The organism is Providencia sp. PROV261 (assembly GCF_028477945.1).
Taxonomy (GTDB): Bacteria; Pseudomonadota; Gammaproteobacteria; order Enterobacterales; family Enterobacteriaceae; genus Providencia; species Providencia stuartii.
Genome location: NZ_JAMPMC010000015.1, coordinates 105,285 through 127,949, shown reverse-complemented (window position 1 = coordinate 127,949; position 22,665 = coordinate 105,285). Strand labels below are relative to the sequence as shown.

Annotated in this window: 23 protein-coding genes; 16 read left to right on the top strand and 7 right to left on the bottom strand. The window is 42.7% G+C overall.

Annotation, left to right across the window (positions count from 1 at the left end):
* The first annotated feature begins 66 nt into the window (after window positions 1-66).
* From hfq to PR675_RS11285, 5 genes are all read left to right on the top strand, one after another.
* Window positions 67-363, top strand: coding sequence for an RNA chaperone Hfq (gene hfq / locus PR675_RS11305; protein ID WP_004915637.1), 297 nt, complete (start codon window positions 67-69; stop codon window positions 361-363).
* A gap of 101 nt (window positions 364-464) precedes the next feature.
* Window positions 465-1,745, top strand: a complete 1,281-nt coding sequence (gene hflX, locus PR675_RS11300; protein WP_060561486.1) for a ribosome rescue GTPase HflX — start codon at window positions 465-467, stop codon at window positions 1,743-1,745.
* A gap of 86 nt (window positions 1,746-1,831) precedes the next feature.
* Entirely contained in the window at window positions 1,832-3,046 is a 1,215-nt protein-coding gene (gene hflK, locus PR675_RS11295; protein WP_004915644.1) for an FtsH protease activity modulator HflK, read from the top strand.
* 2 nt (window positions 3,047-3,048) lie between these two features.
* Window positions 3,049-4,050 (top strand): protease modulator HflC, encoded by a 1,002-nt coding sequence (gene hflC, locus PR675_RS11290; protein WP_004915648.1) that lies wholly within the window; start codon window positions 3,049-3,051, stop codon window positions 4,048-4,050.
* A 251-nt stretch (window positions 4,051-4,301) separates the two neighbouring features.
* Window positions 4,302-5,603 carry an adenylosuccinate synthase gene (locus PR675_RS11285; protein ID WP_014657305.1) on the top strand — a complete coding sequence of 434 codons (1,302 nt, stop codon included), beginning with the start codon at window positions 4,302-4,304 and terminating at the stop codon, window positions 5,601-5,603.
* Window positions 5,604-5,666: 63 nt separating this feature from the next.
* Here the strand turns inward: PR675_RS11285 and PR675_RS11280 are convergent, their stop codons facing one another.
* Complete coding sequence (locus tag PR675_RS11280; RefSeq protein ID WP_004915659.1) at window positions 5,667-6,869, bottom strand: mechanosensitive ion channel family protein; 1,203 nt, start codon at window positions 6,867-6,869, stop codon at window positions 5,667-5,669.
* Between the two features lie 455 nt (window positions 6,870-7,324).
* On the opposite strand from PR675_RS11280, the gene nsrR reads away from it, so the two are divergent.
* The 7 genes from nsrR to rplI all read left to right on the top strand — a co-directional run bounded on the left by nsrR (window position 7,325) and on the right by rplI (window position 12,679).
* Window positions 7,325-7,747 carry a nitric oxide-sensing transcriptional repressor NsrR gene (nsrR, locus tag PR675_RS11275; RefSeq protein WP_014657306.1) on the top strand — a complete coding sequence of 141 codons (423 nt, stop codon included), beginning with the start codon at window positions 7,325-7,327 and terminating at the stop codon, window positions 7,745-7,747.
* A gap of 42 nt (window positions 7,748-7,789) precedes the next feature.
* Window positions 7,790-10,264, top strand: a complete 2,475-nt coding sequence (rnr, locus tag PR675_RS11270) for a ribonuclease R (protein ID WP_040132542.1) — start codon at window positions 7,790-7,792, stop codon at window positions 10,262-10,264.
* 67 nt (window positions 10,265-10,331) lie between these two features.
* Window positions 10,332-11,081 (top strand): 23S rRNA (guanosine(2251)-2'-O)-methyltransferase RlmB, encoded by a 750-nt coding sequence (rlmB, locus tag PR675_RS11265; protein ID WP_060561485.1) that lies wholly within the window; start codon window positions 10,332-10,334, stop codon window positions 11,079-11,081.
* Between the two features lie 156 nt (window positions 11,082-11,237).
* Window positions 11,238-11,633: a 30S ribosomal protein S6 gene (rpsF, locus tag PR675_RS11260; RefSeq protein WP_004915670.1), complete on the top strand. Its 396-nt coding sequence runs from the start codon at window positions 11,238-11,240 to the stop codon at window positions 11,631-11,633.
* Window positions 11,634-11,641: 8 nt separating this feature from the next.
* The gene (gene priB / locus PR675_RS11255) at window positions 11,642-11,959 is read left to right on the top strand and encodes a primosomal replication protein N (RefSeq protein ID WP_071599631.1); all 318 of its coding nucleotides are present in this window, start codon (window positions 11,642-11,644) and stop codon (window positions 11,957-11,959) included.
* A 4-nt stretch (window positions 11,960-11,963) separates the two neighbouring features.
* Window positions 11,964-12,191, top strand: coding sequence for a 30S ribosomal protein S18 (rpsR, locus tag PR675_RS11250; protein WP_000135199.1), 228 nt, complete (start codon window positions 11,964-11,966; stop codon window positions 12,189-12,191).
* 38 nt (window positions 12,192-12,229) lie between these two features.
* Window positions 12,230-12,679 carry a 50S ribosomal protein L9 gene (gene rplI, locus PR675_RS11245; RefSeq protein WP_004915671.1) on the top strand — a complete coding sequence of 150 codons (450 nt, stop codon included), beginning with the start codon at window positions 12,230-12,232 and terminating at the stop codon, window positions 12,677-12,679.
* Window positions 12,680-13,082: 403 nt separating this feature from the next.
* Here the strand turns inward: rplI and PR675_RS11240 are convergent, their stop codons facing one another.
* Window positions 13,083-13,724 carry a LysM-like peptidoglycan-binding domain-containing protein gene (locus tag PR675_RS11240; protein ID WP_004915675.1) on the bottom strand — a complete coding sequence of 214 codons (642 nt, stop codon included), beginning with the start codon at window positions 13,722-13,724 and terminating at the stop codon, window positions 13,083-13,085.
* Window positions 13,725-13,954: 230 nt separating this feature from the next.
* Between PR675_RS11240 and fklB the strand changes: the two genes are divergently transcribed.
* The gene (gene fklB / locus PR675_RS11235) at window positions 13,955-14,575 is read left to right on the top strand and encodes an FKBP-type peptidyl-prolyl cis-trans isomerase (protein ID WP_004915679.1); all 621 of its coding nucleotides are present in this window, start codon (window positions 13,955-13,957) and stop codon (window positions 14,573-14,575) included.
* A gap of 95 nt (window positions 14,576-14,670) precedes the next feature.
* Here the strand turns inward: fklB and PR675_RS11230 are convergent, their stop codons facing one another.
* The gene (locus PR675_RS11230; protein ID WP_060561484.1) at window positions 14,671-15,639 is read right to left on the bottom strand and encodes a hypothetical protein; all 969 of its coding nucleotides are present in this window, start codon (window positions 15,637-15,639) and stop codon (window positions 14,671-14,673) included.
* A 586-nt stretch (window positions 15,640-16,225) separates the two neighbouring features.
* On the opposite strand from PR675_RS11230, the gene cysQ reads away from it, so the two are divergent.
* On the top strand, window positions 16,226-16,966 hold the full coding sequence (gene cysQ / locus PR675_RS11225) for a 3'(2'),5'-bisphosphate nucleotidase CysQ (RefSeq protein ID WP_004915686.1): 741 nt from the start codon (window positions 16,226-16,228) through the stop codon (window positions 16,964-16,966).
* A 53-nt stretch (window positions 16,967-17,019) separates the two neighbouring features.
* Here the strand turns inward: cysQ and mqo are convergent, their stop codons facing one another.
* The 4 genes from mqo to PR675_RS11205 all read right to left on the bottom strand — a co-directional run bounded on the left by mqo (window position 17,020) and on the right by PR675_RS11205 (window position 20,480).
* Window positions 17,020-18,513, bottom strand: coding sequence for a malate dehydrogenase (quinone) (mqo, locus tag PR675_RS11220; RefSeq protein ID WP_004915691.1), 1,494 nt, complete (start codon window positions 18,511-18,513; stop codon window positions 17,020-17,022).
* Window positions 18,514-18,524: 11 nt separating this feature from the next.
* The gene (locus tag PR675_RS11215; protein WP_014657311.1) at window positions 18,525-18,914 is read right to left on the bottom strand and encodes a cupin domain-containing protein; all 390 of its coding nucleotides are present in this window, start codon (window positions 18,912-18,914) and stop codon (window positions 18,525-18,527) included.
* Between the two features lie 422 nt (window positions 18,915-19,336).
* Entirely contained in the window at window positions 19,337-19,930 is a 594-nt protein-coding gene (locus PR675_RS11210) for an NUDIX domain-containing protein (protein ID WP_060561483.1), read from the bottom strand.
* Between the two features lie 145 nt (window positions 19,931-20,075).
* Window positions 20,076-20,480 carry a YgiW/YdeI family stress tolerance OB fold protein gene (locus tag PR675_RS11205; RefSeq protein ID WP_036942658.1) on the bottom strand — a complete coding sequence of 135 codons (405 nt, stop codon included), beginning with the start codon at window positions 20,478-20,480 and terminating at the stop codon, window positions 20,076-20,078.
* A gap of 177 nt (window positions 20,481-20,657) precedes the next feature.
* On the opposite strand from PR675_RS11205, the gene qseB reads away from it, so the two are divergent.
* Window positions 20,658-21,320, top strand: coding sequence for a quorum sensing response regulator transcription factor QseB (gene qseB / locus PR675_RS11200; protein ID WP_004915700.1), 663 nt, complete (start codon window positions 20,658-20,660; stop codon window positions 21,318-21,320).
* Window positions 21,317-22,663 (top strand): quorum sensing histidine kinase QseC, encoded by a 1,347-nt coding sequence (gene qseC, locus PR675_RS11195; protein ID WP_053110811.1) that lies wholly within the window; start codon window positions 21,317-21,319, stop codon window positions 22,661-22,663. The genes qseB and qseC overlap by 4 nt, the downstream gene beginning before the upstream one ends.
* Window positions 22,664-22,665 lie beyond the last annotated feature (2 nt).

Below are 22,665 nucleotides of genomic sequence, written 5' to 3'. Positions count from 1 at the left end.
TTGAGTAGTTAATTTTTGGAATCGAAAGGTTCTCATTTAAAAACAACAAAATAAGGAAAACATAGAATGGCTAAGGGGCAATCTTTGCAAGATCCGTTCCTGAACGCATTACGTCGTGAAAGGGTTCCGGTCTCAATTTATTTGGTTAACGGCATCAAATTGCAGGGTCAGATTGAATCTTTTGACCAGTTTGTCATTTTACTAAAAAACACGGTTAGTCAGATGGTTTATAAGCATGCTATCTCTACCGTTGTCCCTGCTCGCCCTGTTTCTCACCATAGTGGCAGTGCTACTGGCGGTGCGGGTAATGGTAACTACAACTCTGGTGCTTCAACTCAACAGGATGGCGAAGCTGCTGAGTAATACCAGTTGTGCGTTAAAATTCAAGGAAAACATGGGTAGGGAGACTTTACCTGTGTTTTTCCTTTGTATTTCTAGTGATTAAGCCTAAGAGGTTATAGCCCTTGTTTGATAGGTATGAAGGCGGTGAACTGGCTGTATTGGTGCATGTCTTTTTCTCCCAAGAAAAGGACACTGAAAATCTGGCAGAATTTGAGTCACTCGTGACATCGGCGGGTGTGAAACCTGTACAGATAGTAACAGGCAGTCGTAAGTCTCCCCATCCTAAATATTATGTTGGAGAAGGGAAAGCGGAAGAAATCGCTGAAGCTGTGAAGGAAAGTGGCGCAGATGTGGTGCTATTTAACCATACGCTGAGTCCAGCACAGGAACGTAATCTCGAAAGGTTATGCCAATGTAAGGTCGTTGACCGTACAGGGGTGATTTTAGATATTTTCGCTCAAAGGGCGCGGACACATGAAGGTAAACTTCAAGTTGAATTAGCGCAGTTACGCCATTTATCGACCCGTTTGGTAAGAGGATGGACGCACCTTGAGCGGCAAAAAGGTGGGATTGGTTTACGTGGTCCTGGTGAAACTCAGTTAGAGACAGACCGTCGGTTATTAAGGGGCAAAATTAGCCAAATTTTATCCCGTCTCAGCCGAGTAGAAAAACAACGTGAGCAAGGGCGCCAAGCACGAAATAAAGCGGATATTCCGACAATTTCGCTGGTGGGTTATACCAACGCCGGTAAATCAAGTTTATTTAACCGGATGACGGCTTCCGATGTTTACGCTGCTGACCAACTATTTGCAACACTTGATCCAACATTAAGACGTATTAACGTGGAAGATGTTGGGCCAGTAGTACTTGCGGATACTGTTGGTTTTATTCGTCACTTGCCACATGATTTGGTTGCTGCCTTTAAAGCAACACTGCAGGAAACGCGTGAAGCAACGTTATTGCTCCATGTTATTGATGCAGCAGATAGCCGTTTGGATGAAAATATTCACGCGGTCGAAAGTGTATTGGAAGAAATTGAAGCAGATGAGATCCCAACACTTTTAGTCATGAACAAAGTGGATATGCTGGAAGACTTCATCCCGCGTATCGACAGAGATGAGGATAACAAGCCTGTTCGTGTCTGGGTATCAGCACAAACGGGTGACGGTATCCCCTTGTTGCTACAAGCATTGACGGAACGCCTTTCAGGTGAAATCGCACACGTTGAAATGCGTTTGCCACCGAGTGAAGGCCGCTTACGTAGCCGTTTTTATCAACTCCAAGCCATTGAACGCGAGTGGCAGGAAGAAGATGGTTCAATTGGCCTTGAGGTGCGTATGCCGATGGTTGATTGGCAGCGTTTGTGCAAACAGGAACAACAATTACCTAGCTATGTGATTTAACATATCGCTAGGAAATGGAATTGATATTAAGAGTTATTTGTTGCTCTTAACCCGAAAAATCAATCATAAAGATATGGAGCTAAAACATGGCGTGGAATCAGCCCGGTAATGACGGACAAGACCGCGATCCGTGGGGAAGCGGCAATAAAGGCGGCAACTCTGGCGGGAATAAAGGTGGTCGAAAACGTGGGGCTTCTGATCTCGACGATCTCTTTCGTAAGCTGAGCAACAAGCTTGGCGGTAAAAAAGGCGGCAGCGGTGGTGGTGATGGTGATAATAAACAGCCATTCCAAATCAGCGGTCGCTTTGGTGTATTGGCTCTCGCGGCAGTCGTCGTTGTATGGGCGGGTTCAGGTTTTTATACCATCAAGGAAAGTGACCGAGGTGTGATACTACGCTTTGGTGAATACAGTGGTATTGTCGGACCTGGTTTGAACTGGAAACCAACTTTTATTGATAAAGTGATTCCAGTTAACGTTGAAACCGTTCGTGAACAAGCGACGAATGGTATGATGTTAACCTCAGACGAAAACGTGATCCGCGTTGAGATGAACGTGCAGTATCGTGTGACTAATCCTAAAGAATATCTATTCAGCGTCACTAACCCTGATAACAGCTTACGTCAGGCACTTGATAGTGCAGTCCGTGGCGTAATCGGTCAGTCAGCGATGGAACAAGTGCTTACAACGAATCGAGCATTTATTCGTGATGTAACACAAAGGGATCTGGAAGCGACGATAGAGCCATACAAAATGGGGATTACGGTACTCGATGTTAACTTCCAAGCTGCTCGTCCGCCTGAAGATGTTAAGGCTGCCTTTGATGACGTAATTGCAGCACGGGAAGAAGAGCAAAAAACGATTCGTGAAGCACATGCTTATCGGAACGAAGTGCTACCAATGGCAAAAGGTAATGCGCAAAAACTGATCGAAGAAGCTGAAGCTTATAAGGCGAGTGTGGTCTTTAAAGCAGAGGGTGAGGTTGCAAGTTTTGCAAAAATGTTGCCTGAATATCGTGCAGCACCTGAAATTACCCGTGAACGACTCTACATTGATACCATGGAGCGTGTTTTAAGTAATACACGTAAAGTTATCGCTAATGATAAGAGTAATAGCATGTTAGTACTGCCATTAGAGCAATTAATGCGTGGTAATAACAACAATACAGCAGCACCAAAAACGGGCTTAGAACCAAAAGTGATGAATCCAAATACGACTAACAATTCATCATCTTCGGGTACTCAGCCTGCACAGCAAAGCAGTAATGTGCGCGGTGATACTGTTCGAGTAGGGAGACAATAATCATGCGTAATTCGCTAATTGTTATTATTATTGCTATTTTGGCAGTCGCTTACGCATCCATTTTTATTGTCCCTCAAGCCGATCGCGGTATTGTGCTGCGTTTTGGTAAGGTTGTGCGTGACGCTGACAATAAACCTATCATTTATGAGCCAGGTTTGCATTTTAAAGTGCCTTTCATCGAAACGGTGAAAATGCTTGATGCGCGTATTCAGACATTGGAAATCCAAGCTGACCGCTATTTGACAAGTGAAAACAAAGACTTGATGGTAGACTCCTACCTGAAATGGCGTATTACTGACTTTAGCCGTTATTATGTGGCAACGGGTGGTGGTAGCTCAGATCAAGCTGAAACATTCTTAAAACGTAAGTTTAGTGACCGTTTGCGCTCTGAGTTTGGTCGTCTGAGTGTTAAAGATATTATTACAGACTCACGTGGTCGTTTGACTGTTGATGTACGCGAAGCTCTGAACGTAGGTTCAGCATCTGATGAATCGACTAAGGAAGTCGATGCAGAGATTGCTTCTGCGGCAGCGCGCGTTGAAGAAGAGACTAACTTAACGCCGTTAGTCGCTAACGCAAACAGTATGGCTGCTTTAGGGATTGAAGTTGTTGACGTTCGTATCAAACGTATTGAGTTACCGAACGAAGTTTCTGAGGCTATCTATGCGCGTATGCGTGCAGAGCGTGAAGCGGTTGCACGTCAGCATCGTTCACAAGGCCAAGAAGAAGCCACGAAGATCCGTGCGGTGGCTGATAAAACTGTGACTGAAACGTTAGCAGAAGCTGAACGTACAGCATTGACTCTACGCGGTGAAGGGGATGCGATGGCAACAAAACTGTTTGCTGACGCATTCAACCAAGACCCAGAGTTTTATGCCTTTATCCGTAGCTTACGTGCCTATGAGCACAGCTTTAATAGCGGTGAGGACGTGATGGTATTAAGCCCAGACACAGACTTCTTCCGCTTTATGAAAGCACCAACCAAGTTGCGTGCAACGGATTAAAATAACTGTTAAGCTAATAAAGAAAAGCCCGCTTCGCGGGCTTTTTTTACGTCTGTCTCTTTAAGTATTAGATTTTTCAGGGAAAACTAATACTGTCTAATCTGGTCGCTATCAGTTGGATTGATGACAGAAATAAAAAAGGCCATTTTTTCTTGCTTTCCAGAAAAAAATTTTTTGCTGTGCAAAAAATCACTGGAACAGATTATTTTAGATGGTAGAATTCATTTTTAAGCAACCGAGTGTATTTTGAAATGGGTAAGAACGTTGTCGTACTGGGCACCCAATGGGGTGACGAAGGAAAGGGCAAGATCGTCGACTTGCTGACAGAGCGTGCTAAATATGTAGTTCGCTATCAGGGCGGCCATAATGCTGGCCATACTCTTGTTGTAAACGGTGAAAAAACCGTTCTCCACTTAATTCCATCCGGTATTCTTCGTGAAAATGTCATCAGCATTATTGCTAATGGTGTCGTACTCGCGCCTGACGCATTGATGAAAGAGATGAAGCAATTAGAAGATCGCGGTGTTCCTGTTCGCGAACGCTTACGTATTTCTGAAGCATGCCCACTGATCCTGCCTTATCATATCGCATTAGACAATGCGCGCGAAAAAGCGCGTGGCGCGAAAGCGATTGGTACTACGGGTCGTGGTATTGGTCCTGCTTATGAAGACAAAGTTGCTCGCCGTGGCCTGCGCGTTGGCGATCTGTTTGACAAAGCAACCTTTGCTGAAAAACTAAAAGAAATTGTTGAATACCACAACTTCCAGTTGGTGAATTACTATAAAGAACCCGCTGTTGATTATCAGAAAACCCTTGATGATATCATGGCAGTCGCTGATATTCTGACTGGCATGGTAGTTGATGTTTCTGATCTGCTCTATAAAGCACATCAGAAGAATGAATTAGTCATGTTCGAAGGTGCACAAGGCACTTTATTGGATATTGACCACGGTACTTATCCGTACGTGACCTCTTCCAACACAACCGCGGGTGGTGTTGCGACAGGTTCAGGCTTAGGCCCACGTTATGTAAGCTATGTTTTGGGTATCATTAAAGCTTACTCTACTCGTGTAGGGGCTGGTCCATTCCCAACTGAGTTATTTGACGAAACGGGTGATTTCCTACGTGAAAAAGGCCAAGAGTTCGGTGCAACAACAGGTCGTAAGCGCCGCACGGGTTGGTTAGATATCGTGGCGATTAACCGTGCTGTTCAGATCAACTCACTGTCTGGCTTCTGTATGACGAAACTAGACGTTTTAGATGGCCTGAAAGAAGTAAAAATTTGTGTAGGCTATCGTCGTCCAGATGGTACTGTTCTTGAAACAACACCATTAGCTGCTGATGAGTGGGAAGGTTTAGAGCCTGTCTATGAAGTATTACCAGGCTGGAGCGAAACAACGTTCGGTGTGAAAGACAGAGCGCTGTTACCACAAGCTGCGTTAGACTATATCAAGCGTGTTGAAGAGTTGACTGGTGTTCCGGTTGATATCATCTCAACAGGTCCTGATCGTTCTGAAACGATGATCTTACGCGACCCGTTTGACGCTGAATAATATCGAGCCTAATCTTTAGGTTTAGAGAAAAAACACCGAATATTTCGGTGTTTTTTTTATCAATTAATCACGTTTTAAATGGGCTAAATCGCTACCGGATGGGTGTTGATAGATCCGTAATTTGAAATATTTAGCGGATGCGTTGACGTACTCGAATATTTCCGACTGCACTTCTTCATAGTCCACCCAAGTTGTGGAACGAGTAAAACAGTATATTTCGACAGGAAGACCATTAGGTGTTGGTGGCATGGTTCTGATCACTAAATACATATCAGCTCTGACATCCCCGCGCATTTTTATCCAATTTAAAATATATTTTCTAAACAATTGGAGATTGGTCACGCCATTGTCAATCATCCATTCATTGATATTACCGAGTTCGCCTTTCTCTTCGAGCATCGTTTCTAGGCTTTTACGCAGTGGTGCCGTATTCTTTAATTCATTCAATAACGCTTCGGTTGCAAATTCAATTGATGATTGGTCGATATAAAAACTACGCTTAATCCTACGGCCACCCGAAGAGAACATGGGTTGCCAGTTTGTGTATTTCTCCGTGAGAAAATCTTTAGTCGGAATACGTGAAATCGTGTTATCCCAATTACGAATGGTGATGGTGTGCAGTGCGATATCGATGACTTCACCGCTAATATTACTACTTGGTAGCTCTATCCAATCATAAAGTTTTAAGACTTTCCCATTAGAAACTAAAATATTTGCTACAAACGACAGTAAGGTATGTTGGAATACAAACATTAATACCGCTGCGATTGCACCAAAACTGGAAATAATAATGACAGGTGACTGGTCCGTCATTAATGCGATAATAAGGATAAATGAAATAATCCAAACAATAATTTTGGCGATTTCAATATACCCTTTGATGGAGTTATTTCGATGCAAAGTTCTGGTCGTTTGCCGTAAAATAAAGACATCAAGGCCATCATTGACTAGCCCTGCACCATTGATCACAATGAGCGACCAACAAATGGTTTTGAAGGTTATATTGACTTCATCGGAGAATGAGGGCAGCAACTGATTAAGGTAAAGTACCAAGGTTACAGCGACAATCGAGGCTATTTTCTTCGCAACACCATCAATCAAGTCATCATCGGTTAAGTTAGTCAGTAACGGTAGCAACCGTCGGGCAAACCGCAAAAAAATCACTTTTCCCACAAACCAAGTGAGCAGCAGGATCACGACTAAAAGCGAGGTCATTAATAGGGTGTTGTTCGAGATAACATTATAAATTTCAGCAAGTTGTTCCATAGTATCCTACATCATATCCTCAATGTGCTGATGACTTATTATAAAATGAGCAAACTAAAAAGAATTGATGATAAAAGTGATATATAGGTTTTCGGTTCACTCTAATATCTTTTTAGATAGTGCAAATCCACGGGTGGCCTTAGCAATCTATGTTATTATAGGTATGATTAGCGTTATGGCATTACTCGCTATTGACATATTATTAGTCAAATTATGTCAATAAAACACCGCATAATGGCAAATAATCATAGATATGTATTGTTATTGAGGGGATATTACCTCTTTGTGGTAAGCTAAACTAGAATGAAAAGGTCGCTTATGGTTGCAAATTAAAGCGTTATTCGTCGTAGTTATTGGGTATAAAACAGTAACGGGGTGTGATGTCGCTACAATTTGAAATTAATAAGTCGGTAAGGTCAGATAACCATTGGCAAAGCCGAAATTTTGAGGTGATTGTGCAACTAACGAGTTTTACAGATTATGGGTTACGTGCTCTGATTTACTTGGCATCCCTTCCTGAAGGGAAAATGACCAGTATCACAGAAGTTACTGAAGTTTATGGAGTCTCCCGCAATCATATGGTTAAGATTATTAATCAGCTCAGTCATCTTGGTTATGTTAAAGCAACGCGAGGTAAAAATGGCGGGATCACCCTAGGCCAACCCGCGGAAACGATCCGTGTTGGGGATGTAGTAAGAGCTCTGGAACCTCTGACACTGGTGAACTGTAGTGGTGAATTTTGTCATATTACGCCAGCCTGCCGTTTGAAGGGTGTGCTTCATCAGGCAATACAACAATTTTTAAAAGAACTCGATAAACATACGCTGGCTGATATGGTGAAAGACAACAGCCCGCTTTATCAATTACTGCTTGATTAAATGATGCGGTAATTACAAATTCTGATGACAACGGAGGTAACGATGTCACGCGATCCTTTTCAGGAAAGAGAAGCAGAAAAATACGACTCCCCAATTCCTAGCAGAGAATTCATTCTCGAACTCCTCACTAAGCGCTCGGCTCCAGCAAAACGTGAAGAAATTGCACAATTATTAAACCTCTCTTCTGAAGAAGAGTTAGAAGCATTACGCCGTCGCCTGCGTGCAATGGAGCGTGATGGGCAATTGGTGTTTACCCGCCGCCAATGTTACGCACTACCTGAGCGTTTAGACCTCCTCAAAGGAAAAGTAATAGGTCACCGTGATGGTTATGGCTTCTTGCGAGTTGAAGGTAAAAAAGAAGATTACTATTTGTCACAAGACGAAATGAAACGTGCATTGCACGGTGATGTTATTTTAGCACAAGCTTATGGTCAGGACCGTAAAGGGCGTACAGAAGTACGTGTGGTCCGTGTCCTTGAGCCTCGTAATAACCAAATTGTTGGTCGCTATTTTATTGAGTCAGGTATGGGGTTTGTTGTGCCTGATGATAGCCGCTTAAGCTTCGATATTTTGATCCCTAAAGACCAAATTAATGGCGCGCGAATGGGGAACGTGGTGGTGGTTGAATTAATCACGAGACCACAGCGTCGCTCTCAGGCGGTAGGTCATATTATTGAAGTATTAGGGGAAAGTATGGGAACGGGAATGGCAGTCGAAATTGCCTTGCGTACCCATGAAATCCCACATACATGGCCCCCTCAAGTGGAAAAGCAGGTCGCTGACTTAAATGAACAAGTACCAGAGTCTGCTAAAAAAGGCCGCGTCGATTTACGTGATTTGCCACTCGTGACTATCGATGGTGAAGATGCTCGTGACTTTGATGATGCAGTACACTGTGCGCCGAAAAAAGGCGGTGGCTGGCGCTTGTGGGTTGCAATAGCTGATGTTAGCTATTATGTTCGTCAACAAACCGCCCTTGATGATGAGGCGCGCAGCCGCGGTAACTCGGTCTATTTCCCATCACAAGTTGTTCCGATGTTACCGGAAGTGTTATCAAACGGCCTGTGTTCACTGAATCCAGGTGTCGATCGCTTGTGTATGGTATGCGAAATGACCGTGTCGGCATCTGGTCGCTTATCATCATATAAATTCTATGAAGCGGTGATGAACTCTCACGCAAGATTAACCTACACTAAAGTATGGAAAATCTTGCAAGGTGATGAAGAGTTACGCGAACACTACAAAGCATTAGTGCCTCATATTGAACAGCTTCATGCTCTGTATAAAACGTTAGATAATGCACGTATTGACCGCGGGGCCATCTCTTTTGAATCTGAAGAAGCGAAGTTTATCTTTAATGCTGAACGTCGTATTGAGCGTATTGAGCCTGTAGAGCGTAATGATGCTCATAAACTGATTGAAGAGTGTATGATCTTAGCCAACATTGCGGCGGCTCGTTTTGTTGAAAAACATGAAGAGCCTGCATTGTATCGTGTGCATGATCGCCCGAAAGAAGAGAGCGTGATGAATTTACGTTCTGTATTTAGTGAGTTAGGGTTAACCTTGCCGGGGGGAATGAAACCGGAGCCGAAAGATTATGCACAGGTCATGAATGAAGTGGCTGACCGTCCTGATCATGAGTTGCTGCAAACCATGATCTTGCGGTCAATGAAGCAAGCCATTTATGATCCAGAAAACCGAGGTCACTTTGGGCTTGCTTTAAAATCCTACGCTCACTTTACATCGCCAATTCGTCGTTATCCCGATCTAACGTTGCATAGAGGTATCAAGTACTTACTGGCTAAAGAGCAGGGGCATACCGATCATCGTTGGACGCCAACAGGTGGCTGGCACTACGATATGGATAGTATGTTGCAGTTAGGTGAACATTGCTCAATGACTGAGCGCCGTGCCGATGAGGCGACTCGCGATGTGGCGGATTGGTTAAAATGTGACTTTATGCAAGACCAAGTTGGTCAAGTGTTTACTGGGTTGATTACCAGTGTGACAGGCTTTGGCTTCTTTGTACGCCTTAATGATTTGTTCATTGATGGCTTAGTGCATGTTTCGACGCTGGATAACGATTACTATCGCTATGATGCGGTGGGTCAACGTTTGATTGGTGAATCATCGGGAACCACATATCGACTTGGTGATGAAGTTGAAATTCGTGTTGAAGCCGTGCATATGGATGAGCGTACGATTGATTTCGCGTTGATTTCAACGACACGTAAAGCTAAAAATCCGGGTAAAACAGCCCGTGATAAAATGAAAAAAGAAGTCAAAAATGCCACTAAATCCGCGCGTGGTAAACGCGATGTAAGCCGAGATAAAAACTTCGAGCCTGATTCAGCATTCCGTCGCTCAGACAAAAATGGCAAGAAAACGGATAAAAAAGCGGGTAAGAAGGCAGAGACAAAGGCGAAAGGTAAAAAAGCCTCTGACAAAACAAAGAAAATCAGTGCAAAATTAAAAGCAAAACGTGCAGCGAAAAAAGCCCAGAAGCAAGAAGGGTAATTGACCCTGCTGAATCAAATAAGGTGGCGTAATGCCACCTTGAATTCTATCAACAAAAAAGATATTTATGAGCGAAATTATTTACGGCATTCATGCGGTGAAAGCCTTGCTTGATCGTGACGCATCACGGTTCAAAGAAGTCTATATTTTAAAAGGGCGTGAAGATCGCCGTCTAATGCCGATTATCCAGGAAATCGAGTCACTGGGTATTGTTGTACAAGTGGCGAATCGTCAATGGATGGATGCACAAACAGAAGGCGCGGTTCATCAAGGGATCATTGCGAAAGTGTTGCCGGGTAAACAGTACCAAGAGGGTGATTTACCTGATTTTCTTGAAAGTACAGACACGCCTTTTTTATTAGTTTTAGATGGTGTTACTGATCCTCATAACTTAGGGGCATGCTTGCGTAGTGCTGATGCCGCCGGTGTTCATGCGGTGATTGTGCCAAAAGATAAGTCTGCACAGTTAAATGCGACAGCAAAAAAAGTGGCATGCGGTGCGGCTGAAAGTGTTCCGCTATTCCGTGTGACAAACTTAGCCAGAACATTGCGTCTGTTAAAAGAGTACAATGTGTGGATTGTTGGTACTGCTGGTGAAGCCGATCATACGCTTTATCAAAGTAAGCTCACAGGGCCAATGGCATTGGTGATGGGAGCGGAAGGTGAAGGTATGCGCCGTTTGACTCGTGAACATTGTGATGAGTTGATCAGCATTCCTATGGCGGGTACGGTTTCGTCACTGAATGTCTCTGTTGCAACAGGGATTTGTTTGTTTGAAGCGGTTCGTCAACGTGCCGAGAAGTCAGCCGTAGAATAAATATTCTCTGATATTTGTCTCCATCCCTTGAGTTTTTTCTCAGGGATGGGTATAGTTACGCGTCAATTTTTTAGCCGCACTCAACAAGTTCCTTGCCTCCGCGGGCCGCGGTTAACCCTGACAGGAGGCTGAATAATCCGTAAGGAGCAACTACTAATGCGTCATTACGAAATCGTTTTTATGGTCCATCCTGACCAAAGCGAACAGGTTCCGGGCATGATCGAGCGTTACAGTGCGACAATCACTAACGCACAAGGTCAGATCCACCGTCTGGAAGACTGGGGCCGTCGTCAACTGGCTTACCCAATCAATAAACTGCACAAAGCTCACTATGTTCTGATGAACGTAGAAGCTCCACAGGAAGCGATTGATGAGCTGGAAACTAACTTCCGCTTCAACGATGCCGTTATCCGCAGCATGGTTATGCGCGTTAAACACGCGGTGACAGAAGCTTCTCCAATGGTTAAAGCTAAAGACGAACGTCGTAGCCGTGACCTGGCTGATGAATATCAGGATGAAGAAGCTGAAGAAGCTGGGGATTCTGAAGAGTAATTGCGCAGGTGTTCACTAATCGTTTGGTGCTCACAGGCACGGTCTGTAAAGCATTAATTCGAAAAGTGAGTCCGTCGGGTATTCCTCACTGCCAGTTTGTTTTAGAACATCGTTCACAACAACAGGAAGCGGGATTGACTCGGCAAGCATGGTGCAGAATGCCCATCATTGTTAGCGGACAAGCCTTACAAGCCCATACTCACAGTATAACGGTCGGCAGTCGAATTACAGTGACAGGTTTTATTAGTACCCATCAAGGGCGCAATGGACTGAGTAAACTGGTTCTTCATGCCGAGCAGATTGATTTGATAGATTCTGGAGACTAGCCATATGGCACGTTATTTCCGTCGTCGCAAGTTCTGCCGTTTCACAGCGGAAGGCGTTCAAGAGATCGACTATAAAGATATCGCAACGCTGAAAAACTATATCACTGAAAGTGGTAAAATTGTACCAAGCCGTATCACCGGTACTCGTGCAAAATATCAGCGTCAGCTCGCTCGTGCTATCAAGCGCGCTCGCTACCTGTCTCTGTTGCCATATACTGATCGTCATCAGTAATTGGTACAGTCCATTAACGACTTTAAGAGGATAAGGTAATGCAAGTTATTCTGCTTGATAAAGTAGCTAACCTAGGTAGCCTGGGTGATCAGGTTAACGTTAAATCGGGCTATGCTCGTAACTACTTAGTTCCACAGGGCAAAGCTGTTCCTGCAACTAAGAAAAACATCGAATTCTTCGAAGCTCGCCGTGCTGAACTAGAAGCTAAATTGGCTGAAGTTCTGGCAGCAGCTCAAGCTCGTGCAGAAGCTGTTAATGCACTGGGCTCTGTGACTATTGCTTCTAAAGCAGGTGACGAAGGTAAACTGTTTGGTTCTATCGGTACTCGTGATATCGCTGATGCAGTCACTGCAGCAGGCGTTGCAATCGCGAAAAGCGAAGTTCGCCTACCAAACGGCGTTCTGCGTACTACTGGTGACCACGAAGTTCACTTCCAGTTACACAGCGATGTTTTTGCTGAGCTGAACGTTATTATCGTTGCTGAGTAATCAAAAATGATGGTAGTACTATCGGACTTATTCGATGGTACAAAAAAACACCGGCTTGTCCGGTGTTTTTTATTGCCTAAAAACCGTTATTTTTACTTAAAAGTCGTGAGCGTTTTACCTATCCTGCTGCTTTCCACGAAATAACCTTATTCACACCACTCCATCCTATATCGAGTACAGTGATACCACTGATTTGCGACTTTGATAGAAAATGGCAATAGCCTAATTTTTTCAAGTGTGAGTTAGAGTCGGAGCAATCGAGCTAAATGCGATTGCGTAATAGCAAATTTACCGCGTAAGGTTGATTGACAGTATGTGGCATAAAGCGAAATGGGATTTTTTGTATAAACATTAATGCCCCAGCTATTGCCTGATAGTGGAGCGTTAATGTTTTAACGAATAACTAAGGTGTACGGTAGTAACTACCATCACTTAAACGGGCAAAACTAACCGTTTTACCTTCCGCAGTTGTCACTTCTAAAAGCTGTACTTCACCTTTGGCATTCGCTTTCAAACGAATTTTCTGCCCTTGGCGCAAGTTACTCAATGGTTTTTCTGGGCCTTCAACGCGTGCCATGATAAATGCATCGTTGGCTTGCAGATGATTATCACGAAATAACTGAGCCAGTGTTTTTCCTTTTTGGACTTGATAATTTTGCCAATTATTAGTGGAAGGACGCGTAGCTGGACGCTTCTCTTGCTCTGTTGGTGTGGTCTGTTTTGGCTCTGATGGTGTGACCGGTTGCTTAGGTTGCTCGACAGTGGTAGGTGGAACGGTTTCAACGGGAGGCTCTTGAATAATTTCAGGCTCATTAGGTAAACGCGTTTGTGTGTCGTCTGTTCCACTACTGATGGTTGGCTCCTCCGAAGGGGCTTGGGTCACAATTTCCGGTGCTGTGGGTGGTGGAACTACAATAGGTTGTGGCTGATTTTGTGCTATTTGCTGATCGCTGTTTTTGTCATCGACAGGTATAAAAAACGCCGCGATGATAATGATCGTTAAAACAGCAATACCAATACGATGAAATATTGAAAGTTTAAACATGACTCCTCCTTGATTGAGGAAACCCTAACAACAGGCAAAATAACTTGTGATAACAAGAATACTAGCACTGATTTGTAGTAATTTGATTACCCTAAGTTATTTTTCAGAGAACACTGAGCGGGATCAGGCTGTCCGAAAGGCTTTTATTCTTGATAGGCATTGTTTAGGTTTACCCATAAGAGAGGGGCTGTTATCCTTGGTTTTTTATCAAAAACCATACAGGTATTTTCATGGCAAACCAAAATTTTGATTCAGTAGAAGCTCAAGCAAGCTACGGTATTGGCCTGCAAGTTGGTCAACAACTATTAGAGTCTGGCTTAGAAGGCCTAGAGCCGGCAGCTATCTTAGCGGGTCTTACTGACGCATTAGAAGGTAATATGCCTTCAGTTCCCGTCGAAGCGCTACATAAAGCGTTACGTGAAATCCATGAGCGTGCAGATGCTGTTCGTGTAGCTCGCCAAGAAGCGATGGCCGCAGAAGGCCGTGCATTCCTTGAAGAAAACCAAAAACGTGAAGGTGTCTCAACCACTGAGTCTGGTTTGCAATTTTCTGTCATTAACCAAGGCGAAGGCGCAATTCCTACACGTACAGACCGTGTTCGCGTACATTATACCGGTCGCTTGATTGATGGTACTGTATTTGACAGCTCAGTGCAGCGCGGTCAACCCGCAGAGTTCCCTGTTAGCGGCGTTATTCAAGGTTGGATTGAAGCATTAACACTGATGCCTGTCGGTTCTAAATGGGAACTTTATATCCCTTCCGAGCTTGCTTATGGTGAACGTGGTGCAGGCGCATCTATTCCGCCATTCAGCACGCTAGTCTTTGAAGTTGAGTTACTCGAAATTCTGTAATCTTGGCGGTCAGTATAACTGACTAAGCTACTATCAGGGCTTTGCAGGTCAGCCTTTTTATTATGAAGGCGAGGCCGCAAAGCCCTTTTTATGTTTTAAGCGGTAGGCGTAATTGTGGGTGAATCTTTTTTCGTTCTAAACACCCGTTTATTTATAAGACGTGCAATGATAATAAAAATCACAATACCAACGATGACGAAGAACTTATCTAAAGTGGCGATTTGTTGATTGGCCTTTATTGATAAATAGAGTAAGAATGCTAACAGGCTCATTATCGCCAGTAGTATAATGGTATTAATGAACGAAAGAAGCATTAAACGTTTTACCTTGAGTTGACTTCCTTGGAAAGGAATTGTTCTATATATACTTAAAAGGAAGATAACGATAGCAGCTGCTGTTGCAGGAAATAACATGTCAGACGCTTGGTAACTCAGAAGCAAGAAACCTTTTAATATCAGTTGATTCTCCTTGAATAATGCAATGCTATATACTGTGATAAAGGTGATAACAAGCGTAAAACATAACATGGTTATGGTATAGAGTGCATTGTAAATTAACCCATGATTTTTTTCTGTTAATACGAAATCATGACGCGCTTTTTTACAAAAAAATATTCTTGGTATAAATAGCAAAATAAGTATCAAGACGTTGATAATGCTAACTATAATGGAAAACCTGTAGGCATACACTAAGCTGGGGCGATGATATAATCCTATCCCTCCAAATGTCTTGTTCATGACTATGCCACTTAAGTGTTGCGTAAATTTGAGAATAAAAAAGTAGACAATGGCAATACCCGCAACAATAAGGATATTCTTAAGGTTAGCTTGGTTCAATTTGGTGTAGTAAAAGATAAGACAAGTGGAAAGTAGGAAGATAAAAATCTTAATGAACCACTCTACCCTTAGGCCATATATAATCGAATTTAAATAATGCGGTGGCGCGTATAATAATGGTTGGATTGTCACGCTATAAAACCACAAATATTCAGTGAGGATCCAAACACTCACAAATATGGCGGGTAATCTAAAAAAAGAGAGTTTGGCTGCATTTGATTGACTCATTTTTATTCCTAAATTTTAGAGAATCACATAATTGATAGCGGTGATATATAAATAGAAAATTACATTCCCGTTCAAAAATGCTATCAAGCTTACTGTCATTTTTACTTATTGTTCTGTATGGCATTAAATCATAATGCGTTGTTGCTACTCGAGAATGGATCATAACGTTTGCTATCTTAATGTTGCCATCGGGCATAAATATAGGAATTTTTCTTAGTAGCGTGAGAGCTAAAAACCTAAACTAACTTCGGATATATATTCACAATCTATAATTGCTTTTATTTAAAAGAAGCTCACGGCTCTCGCTTATTTGTTTCTTACGCATACAAAACAATGGATTAAGCAATATCACTATTGCAAATGTCGAGTAATAAATCAAACTTAAAGCAAAATATAAAGCACTATTCTGATATAACGCAACATTTCCCCAAGAACACTATTCTTTTCATTAATTGAAACTACTTAGAAAGAAAATAATGTAGATTGATAAGGTAAGTGTGAACGGTTTCTGTGGCTTCAATTAGCGTGCACTTACTATCTATGGCTGTTAATCTTAAGGTAAAGAGTGATGGAAAAGAGGTGAATCATGCTAAAACAAATTTGTGAACTGGCTATCGATGCAGGCTCTGCCATTATGGAGATCTATCATGCTCAAGAACCGCTACAAGTTGAGCAAAAAAGCGATAAATCTCCGGTGACGGCTGCGGATATTGCCGCTCATCAAATTATTACAGCGGGTTTGACTCGCATTGCACCGGATATTCCTCAGTTATCTGAAGAAGACCCCCCTTCATGGAATGAACGCAAAGGTTGGCAACGGTATTGGTTGGTTGATCCACTTGATGGCACAAAAGAATTTATTCATCGTAATGGGGATTTTACCGTTAACATTGCCTTGATTGAAAAGGGGATGCCCGTTATGGGGGTTATTTATGCGCCCGCCAAAGGCTTGCTCTATTATGCGGAGGGTAATCAAGCGTGGAAAGAAGAGGGTGGGCATAAACAGTCAATCCATGTTAAAGATATAACACCTCCAATCATAGCGATTAGCCGCTCTCATCAAGACGCTGAATTACGTGATTACCTTGCACAATTGGGGAACCATGACACGGTAGAAATTGGCTCATCATTAAAATTTTGCTTGGTAGCGGAAGGGAAAGCGCAGCTCTATCCTCGCTTTGGGCCAACTAACATTTGGGATACAGCAGCAGGGCATGCAATCGCAATGGCAGCTGGGGCTAAGGTGCTTGATTGGAATGGCAAAACATTAGATTACACACCACGTGAATCCTTTTTAAACCCAGGTTTTCGCGTAACGTTATTTTAAACTATGGTGAAATAATGTCGGGTAAATAACTTTATTTACCCGACAGCGCTGAATTAATTATCCAGTTTGAGCACTTTTGCCGTTGCCGCACGGATATCAGAGCAAGCTTTTGCATCGACTTTTAAGTCAATACCATAAGTTGGAATGATCTCTTTTAAGCGTGCTTCCCAGCCATCTGCACTAAGCTGCTCGGCAAAACAAGTTTTCAAAACGTTTAGCGCGATAAAGGCCGCAGTAGAAGCGCCCGGTGATGCTCCCATTAATACGGTGAAGGACTTATCTGCACTGGTAATTAGCTCCGTGCCGAATTCCAAGACCCCTTTCTTATCATGATCTGGCTTAATGATTTGTACACGTTGACCCGCGACAACTTCTTTCCAGTCTTCATGTTGTGCTTCAGGGTAGAACTCTTGTAGCATCGCAAACTGATGTGCTGATGTTTGTAATACTTGTCCAACTAAGTATTCCGCCAGCGACCAGTTATCTTTAGCAACTGCCAGCATCGGTTCGATGTTATTTAAGCGCACAGATTCAAACAAGTCTAAATAAGAGCCATGTTTAAGGAACTTACTGGAAAAACCCGCGTAAGGTCCGAATAGAAGTGAACGTTTGCCGCCAATGATACGTGTATCTAAGTGAGGCACTGACATCGGAGGGGAGCCTTTGCTTGCTTTACCATAAACTTTTGCATGATGGCGATTAGCAATCTCTTCGTTGTCGCAACGTAGCCAGATACCACTTACAGGGAAGCCACCGAAGCCTTTACCTTCTGGGATGCCTGATTTTTGTAGTAGCTCTATTGCACGTCCACCCGCGCCCACAAACACAAATTTCGCTGATGTGATGGTTTTTTCGTGAGTGAGTAGGTTTTTAACCTCAATATTCCATCGACCCTCTGCGGTTTTCTTAACATCAACCACTTCATGTTTGTAATGAACAGTGAAACCCGATTGCTGTGTTAATTGCTCCATCAATAAATGGGTCAATGCACCATAATCTACGTCAGCCCCCGTTACCACGCGTGTGACTGCAATGGCTTCTTTTGGATCACGGCCTTCCATGATCAACGGTGCCCACTCATTGATCTGCTTAGGATCATCACTGTATTCCATGTTTTGGTAGCAGTGGTGAGCAGACATTTGGCGATAGCGTTGCTGGAGGAATTTTACGTTATCATCACCCCAAACAAAGCTCATATGTGGGCAAGGGTGAATGAAGTCACGGGGATCTTTGATTTTACCTTTGGTGACAAGATAGGACCAAAGTTGACGTGATAGGTCAAATTCAGTATTAACTTCAAGCGCTTTGCTGATATCCACTGTACCATCTGGGTTCGGTGGCGTGTAGTTCATTTCACAGTTTGCTGCGTGACCTGTTCCCGCATTATTCCATGGGTGGGAACTTTCTTGAGCACAGTCATTGAGTCTTTCAAATATCGCAATATTTAGCGATGGCTCAAGCTCTTTTAAAAAAGTTGCGAGTGTGGTGCTCATGATACCTGCGCCAATGAGCGCAATATCAACTTGTTCTGAAATAGGCTTACTCATTCAAAAAACTCCTAAGACTTAGAGGGTTTAAAACACAGTTCAGTGCCTTCTTGATAAACAACATAAGCACGGCGCCATGGTTCATCACCAATTAAACGCCATTTATGGCCAGTACCTGTGTTGTCTTGTGCGAGTAAAATATCACCAGGCTTGATAATAAAAGTTGAGCCGTCTTTGGTTTCGAATTCTAAAGTGCCTGAAAGTGTGATGACATAACGTGGTACAGGATCTTTATGCCAATCCCAAGACCCACCAGAGGTTGTTTCACGAAATGAAAGTTCACTGACGGCAATAGCAGGCGTTTCTTTATCGCCTCTAGCTTCACCACTTAATTCAATCGTACCTTCTTCAAAAAGAGAATTGCCATCTTCACCGGTCCACATACGAACACAACGTATCATATTATTAACCTCTTACATTTTATATGGCTGAACAAACAACTTAATTGGTAAAAGAGTGAGACTTTCAATAAAGGACTTTCTAAAAAAGACTAAACTGAAAATTAATAATTAACCTACTCGTTATTGTTGTAAATATAAAATATCACATTATTTGATTGTATCGTGTTTTATTTAAAATAAACACTGTAGTTATTAGATTAATAGTTCCTGATAGTATATTTGTGAATAAAAAATTATCGTAACCTATTGATTGTAATTTGGTATTTTTATTTATTTTTTGAGCTGGGATAAGAAATGTCAATATTTCTAGTATAGAGGAAATAAAACGTATTAATGTAAAAATATAAGAAGAAATAAACCCTATTTAATTTTCCTTCTTGGTTCTTATCAAGAAGGAAAATAGAATAATATAAATAGTACTTTTAATGACTCTTTAAAATATTATTTAGGGCAATGTGTTGTATAAGCATAATCGTTTTTCCATCAACAATCTCACCACTTTTTATCGCGGCTAATGCTTTTGGGAATTCCCACTCTAATACTTCAATATCTTCACCTTCCTCGGTAAGCCCACCTCCCGAATTGATGCGGTCGCCATCGTGATATTCGGCAATATAAAAATAGAGTTTTTCGGTGACGGAGCCTGGGCTCATATAGGCTTCATAGACTTTTTCTATTTTTTCGATACGAAAACCTGTTTCTTCTTCTGTTTCGGCAATAATGCGTTCTTCGGGCGATGTATTATCAAGCAACCCAGCCGCAGCTTCGATAAGAAAATGAGGATAGCCGTTGATATACAAAGGAAGGCGGAATTGGCGGATCAGTATAATGGTATTTTTCGCTTGGTTGTAAAGTAGGATAACAGCCCCGTCTCCTCTGTCATATGACTCACGGGTTTGCTGCTGCCAACGACCATCGCGGCGTTGAATTTCGTAAGTGTATTTTTTTAAGGTATACCAATTATCAGAGAGTAAAGTTTCACGAATATGACGGATTTGGGGCGTTTTAGCAGACATGATGTTACCTTCGTAATAGGGGTAACGGTTAATTTAGCACTGTGGTCACCATCCTTAAATAAGAGTTTATGCCAGTTTTATCACATCAATCTCTATCAATATAAATAAGGCAGCCGTAGCGGCTACCTTAATTTTTACCAAAAGATTATTTTATAATTTGGATCTGTTTGACTTCCACTTCGCGTGTATTCCAGTCTTTGTCGATTTTACCGCGGATCTCTACTTTATCTTTTGGCGTGACATTAATGCCATTCCAGCGTTTTGGGCTAATTTCGAGATTGATGGTGCCTGTCCCATCGGTAAACTCATAATGTTTTTGATCTAACTGCTTAACAATATTACCACGCAAGATCACCCAGCTATCATCGGATAAATCGAGAGCTTTAGCGACCGTAGTTTCGCCGCTATTTGGGCCAGAAAAGCCACCAGCTTGGTTTGTTTGATTGGTGGTCGTCTGAGCCGCGCCTGGTCCATCAAAGCCACCATTTGCAGCGAGTACAGGTGCAGAAGCTAATGCAGCAATTAACGCGATTAAGGGTAATTTTTTCATAGTGGTCCTCTCCATTTGTTACCAAAATTTGTTTACGGGAGCTATTAAAACAAGAAATTCTTAACAGGATCTTAAGAACCCACAGAAAAAAAATATATTTTAAATTTAGTTCATAACAACTGGTCATATCCAAATTAATCGGATAAATATAACAATATTCTAATAAAGGAGAAAATCATGCGTATTTTGCTGATCGAAGATGACCGGTTAATTGGCGATGGTTTAAAAGTAGGATTAAGCCAACTTGGCTTTACCATTGATTGGTTTGCCGATGGTAAGCAAGGGCAAGTCGCCTTATTCGATGCGCCTTATGATGCCGTGATACTCGACCTTTCTCTGCCGAGTGTAGATGGTATGGAGATTTTGAAGTTTTGGCGCAAAGAAGGGCGTGATGAGCCTGTTTTAATATTAACCGCAAGAGATGCCTTGGATCAGCGAGTTCAAGGGCTACAACAAGGTGCCGATGACTATCTTTGTAAGCCCTTTGCGCTTGCAGAAGTTGCCGCGCGTTTGCAGGCATTAATCCGTCGGCGTAGCGGGCAATTGTCGCCAATATTAAAGCATGGTCATATTGAAATGGATCCTGTTGCAATGACTGTCACCTGTCACGGTGAACGTATCGAATTAAAAAGTAAGGAGTTATCTCTATTATCCTTGTTTTTACATAATCCAAACAAGGTGCTGTCTCGTGCCTTCATTGAGGAAAAATTGTATAACTGGGATGAAGAGGTATCCAGCAATGCCGTCGAGGTGCATATTCACCATTTACGGCGTAAGTTAGGTACACGTTTTATTCGAACAGTTCATGGTGTCGGCTACCGTTTAGGTGAGGAAGCATGAAAACCTTTAGCTTACGCTTAAAATTGACACTCATGCTGTTGCTACTCGCGCTAATGACGTGGGGAGTGGCGAGTTTACTTGCGTGGCATCAAACATATAAAACGATCAATGAACTGTTTGATACTCAGCAAATGGTATTTGCTAAACGTTTGTCTGTATTACCTTCTGATCTCGATTTTAATGATGTTTCATTAGCAAAAACGAAGAAAATCTTACGTAAAAACCGTGGTAATCAAGATGATGATGCGCTGGCATTCGCCATTTTCACACCTCAAGGGGAGATGGTACTGAATGACGGTGATAATGGTCGCAAAATCCCGTTTAACTTTAGCCGAGAAGGGTTTACCGAAGGCAAAATTAAAGGAAGTGATGATGAATGGCGCTTTGTTTGGCTAAGATCATCGGAAGGGCAATATATTATTGTCGTGGGGCAAGAGTGGGAATATCGGCAAGATATGGCGATGGAGATTATGGTTGCGCAGTTTTTACCTTGGCTAATTGCGCTGCCTATCATGCTAATCCTGTTTTTATGGTTATTAACGCGTGCATTGAGGCCATTACATCAAGTCACAACCCAACTCTATCAACGGCGGCCCGATGAGCTGAGTTCAGTGCATGTTGAGCGGCTCCCCTCAGAAGTCAAGCCAATGTTAGATGCACTCAATAGCTTATTTACGCGTATTCAAGCGATGTTTGCTCGTGAACGCCAATTTACCTCGGATGCGGCCCATGAGCTACGTAGTCCGTTGGCAGCACTGAAAGTGCAGGCCGAAGTTGTGCAGATAGCAGGGCATGATCCTACCATTCGAGAACATGCGGTTGCTAACTTATCCGAAGGGATCGATAGAGCCACACGTCTTGTCGATCAGCTATTAACGCTTTCTCGTTTAGAGTCATTGTCACAGCTTGATGATGTGGAGCAACTTTCATGGTTAGCCTTAATTGAGTCTGCACTGCAAGATATCTCATTAGAGGCGAAAGCTGCACAGACGACAATGGATGTTGTAGTGGTTAATGAGCCACCATTATTGACTGGGCAGCGTCTGTTATTAGCTATCCTTTTAAGGAATTTGCTACATAATGCCATTCGCTATGGTAAGGCTGGTGGAAAAGTAGATATTGTACTGAATAAGGATCACCTCACGATCCATGATGATGGGCAAGGGGTAACTCAGGATGTTCTTAAACGGTTAGGTGAACGCTTTTATCGTCCACCGGGGCAAGAGAAAACAGGTAGTGGTTTAGGGTTATCTATTGCGAAACAGATTGCTGAGCTACACCATTTCAGATTGACTTTTGCAAATGGCGAAAATGGCGGTTTTTGCGTCAAAATCGCTTGGTAATA

Coding starts and splice junctions, on each gene's coding strand:
- hflK (WP_004915644.1), top strand. CDS start 1,832: ATGGCGTGGAATCAGCCCGGTAATGACGGACAAGACCGCGATCCGTGG.
- hfq (WP_004915637.1), top strand. CDS start 67: ATGGCTAAGGGGCAATCTTTGCAAGATCCGTTCCTGAACGCATTACGT.
- cysQ (WP_004915686.1), top strand. CDS start 16,226: ATGCTAAAACAAATTTGTGAACTGGCTATCGATGCAGGCTCTGCCATT.
- qseB (WP_004915700.1), top strand. CDS start 20,658: ATGCGTATTTTGCTGATCGAAGATGACCGGTTAATTGGCGATGGTTTA.
- hflC (WP_004915648.1), top strand. CDS start 3,049: ATGCGTAATTCGCTAATTGTTATTATTATTGCTATTTTGGCAGTCGCT.
- PR675_RS11215 (WP_014657311.1), bottom strand. CDS start 18,914: ATGATACGTTGTGTTCGTATGTGGACCGGTGAAGATGGCAATTCTCTT.
- PR675_RS11240 (WP_004915675.1), bottom strand. CDS start 13,724: ATGTTTAAACTTTCAATATTTCATCGTATTGGTATTGCTGTTTTAACG.
- qseC (WP_053110811.1), top strand. CDS start 21,317: ATGAAAACCTTTAGCTTACGCTTAAAATTGACACTCATGCTGTTGCTA.
- rpsF (WP_004915670.1), top strand. CDS start 11,238: ATGCGTCATTACGAAATCGTTTTTATGGTCCATCCTGACCAAAGCGAA.
- rpsR (WP_000135199.1), top strand. CDS start 11,964: ATGGCACGTTATTTCCGTCGTCGCAAGTTCTGCCGTTTCACAGCGGAA.
- rplI (WP_004915671.1), top strand. CDS start 12,230: ATGCAAGTTATTCTGCTTGATAAAGTAGCTAACCTAGGTAGCCTGGGT.
- PR675_RS11285 (WP_014657305.1), top strand. CDS start 4,302: ATGGGTAAGAACGTTGTCGTACTGGGCACCCAATGGGGTGACGAAGGA.
- rlmB (WP_060561485.1), top strand. CDS start 10,332: ATGAGCGAAATTATTTACGGCATTCATGCGGTGAAAGCCTTGCTTGAT.
- PR675_RS11280 (WP_004915659.1), bottom strand. CDS start 6,869: ATGGAACAACTTGCTGAAATTTATAATGTTATCTCGAACAACACCCTA.
- PR675_RS11210 (WP_060561483.1), bottom strand. CDS start 19,930: ATGTCTGCTAAAACGCCCCAAATCCGTCATATTCGTGAAACTTTACTC.
- mqo (WP_004915691.1), bottom strand. CDS start 18,513: ATGAGTAAGCCTATTTCAGAACAAGTTGATATTGCGCTCATTGGCGCA.
- PR675_RS11205 (WP_036942658.1), bottom strand. CDS start 20,480: ATGAAAAAATTACCCTTAATCGCGTTAATTGCTGCATTAGCTTCTGCA.
- rnr (WP_040132542.1), top strand. CDS start 7,790: ATGTCACGCGATCCTTTTCAGGAAAGAGAAGCAGAAAAATACGACTCC.
- fklB (WP_004915679.1), top strand. CDS start 13,955: ATGGCAAACCAAAATTTTGATTCAGTAGAAGCTCAAGCAAGCTACGGT.
- PR675_RS11230 (WP_060561484.1), bottom strand. CDS start 15,639: ATGAGTCAATCAAATGCAGCCAAACTCTCTTTTTTTAGATTACCCGCC.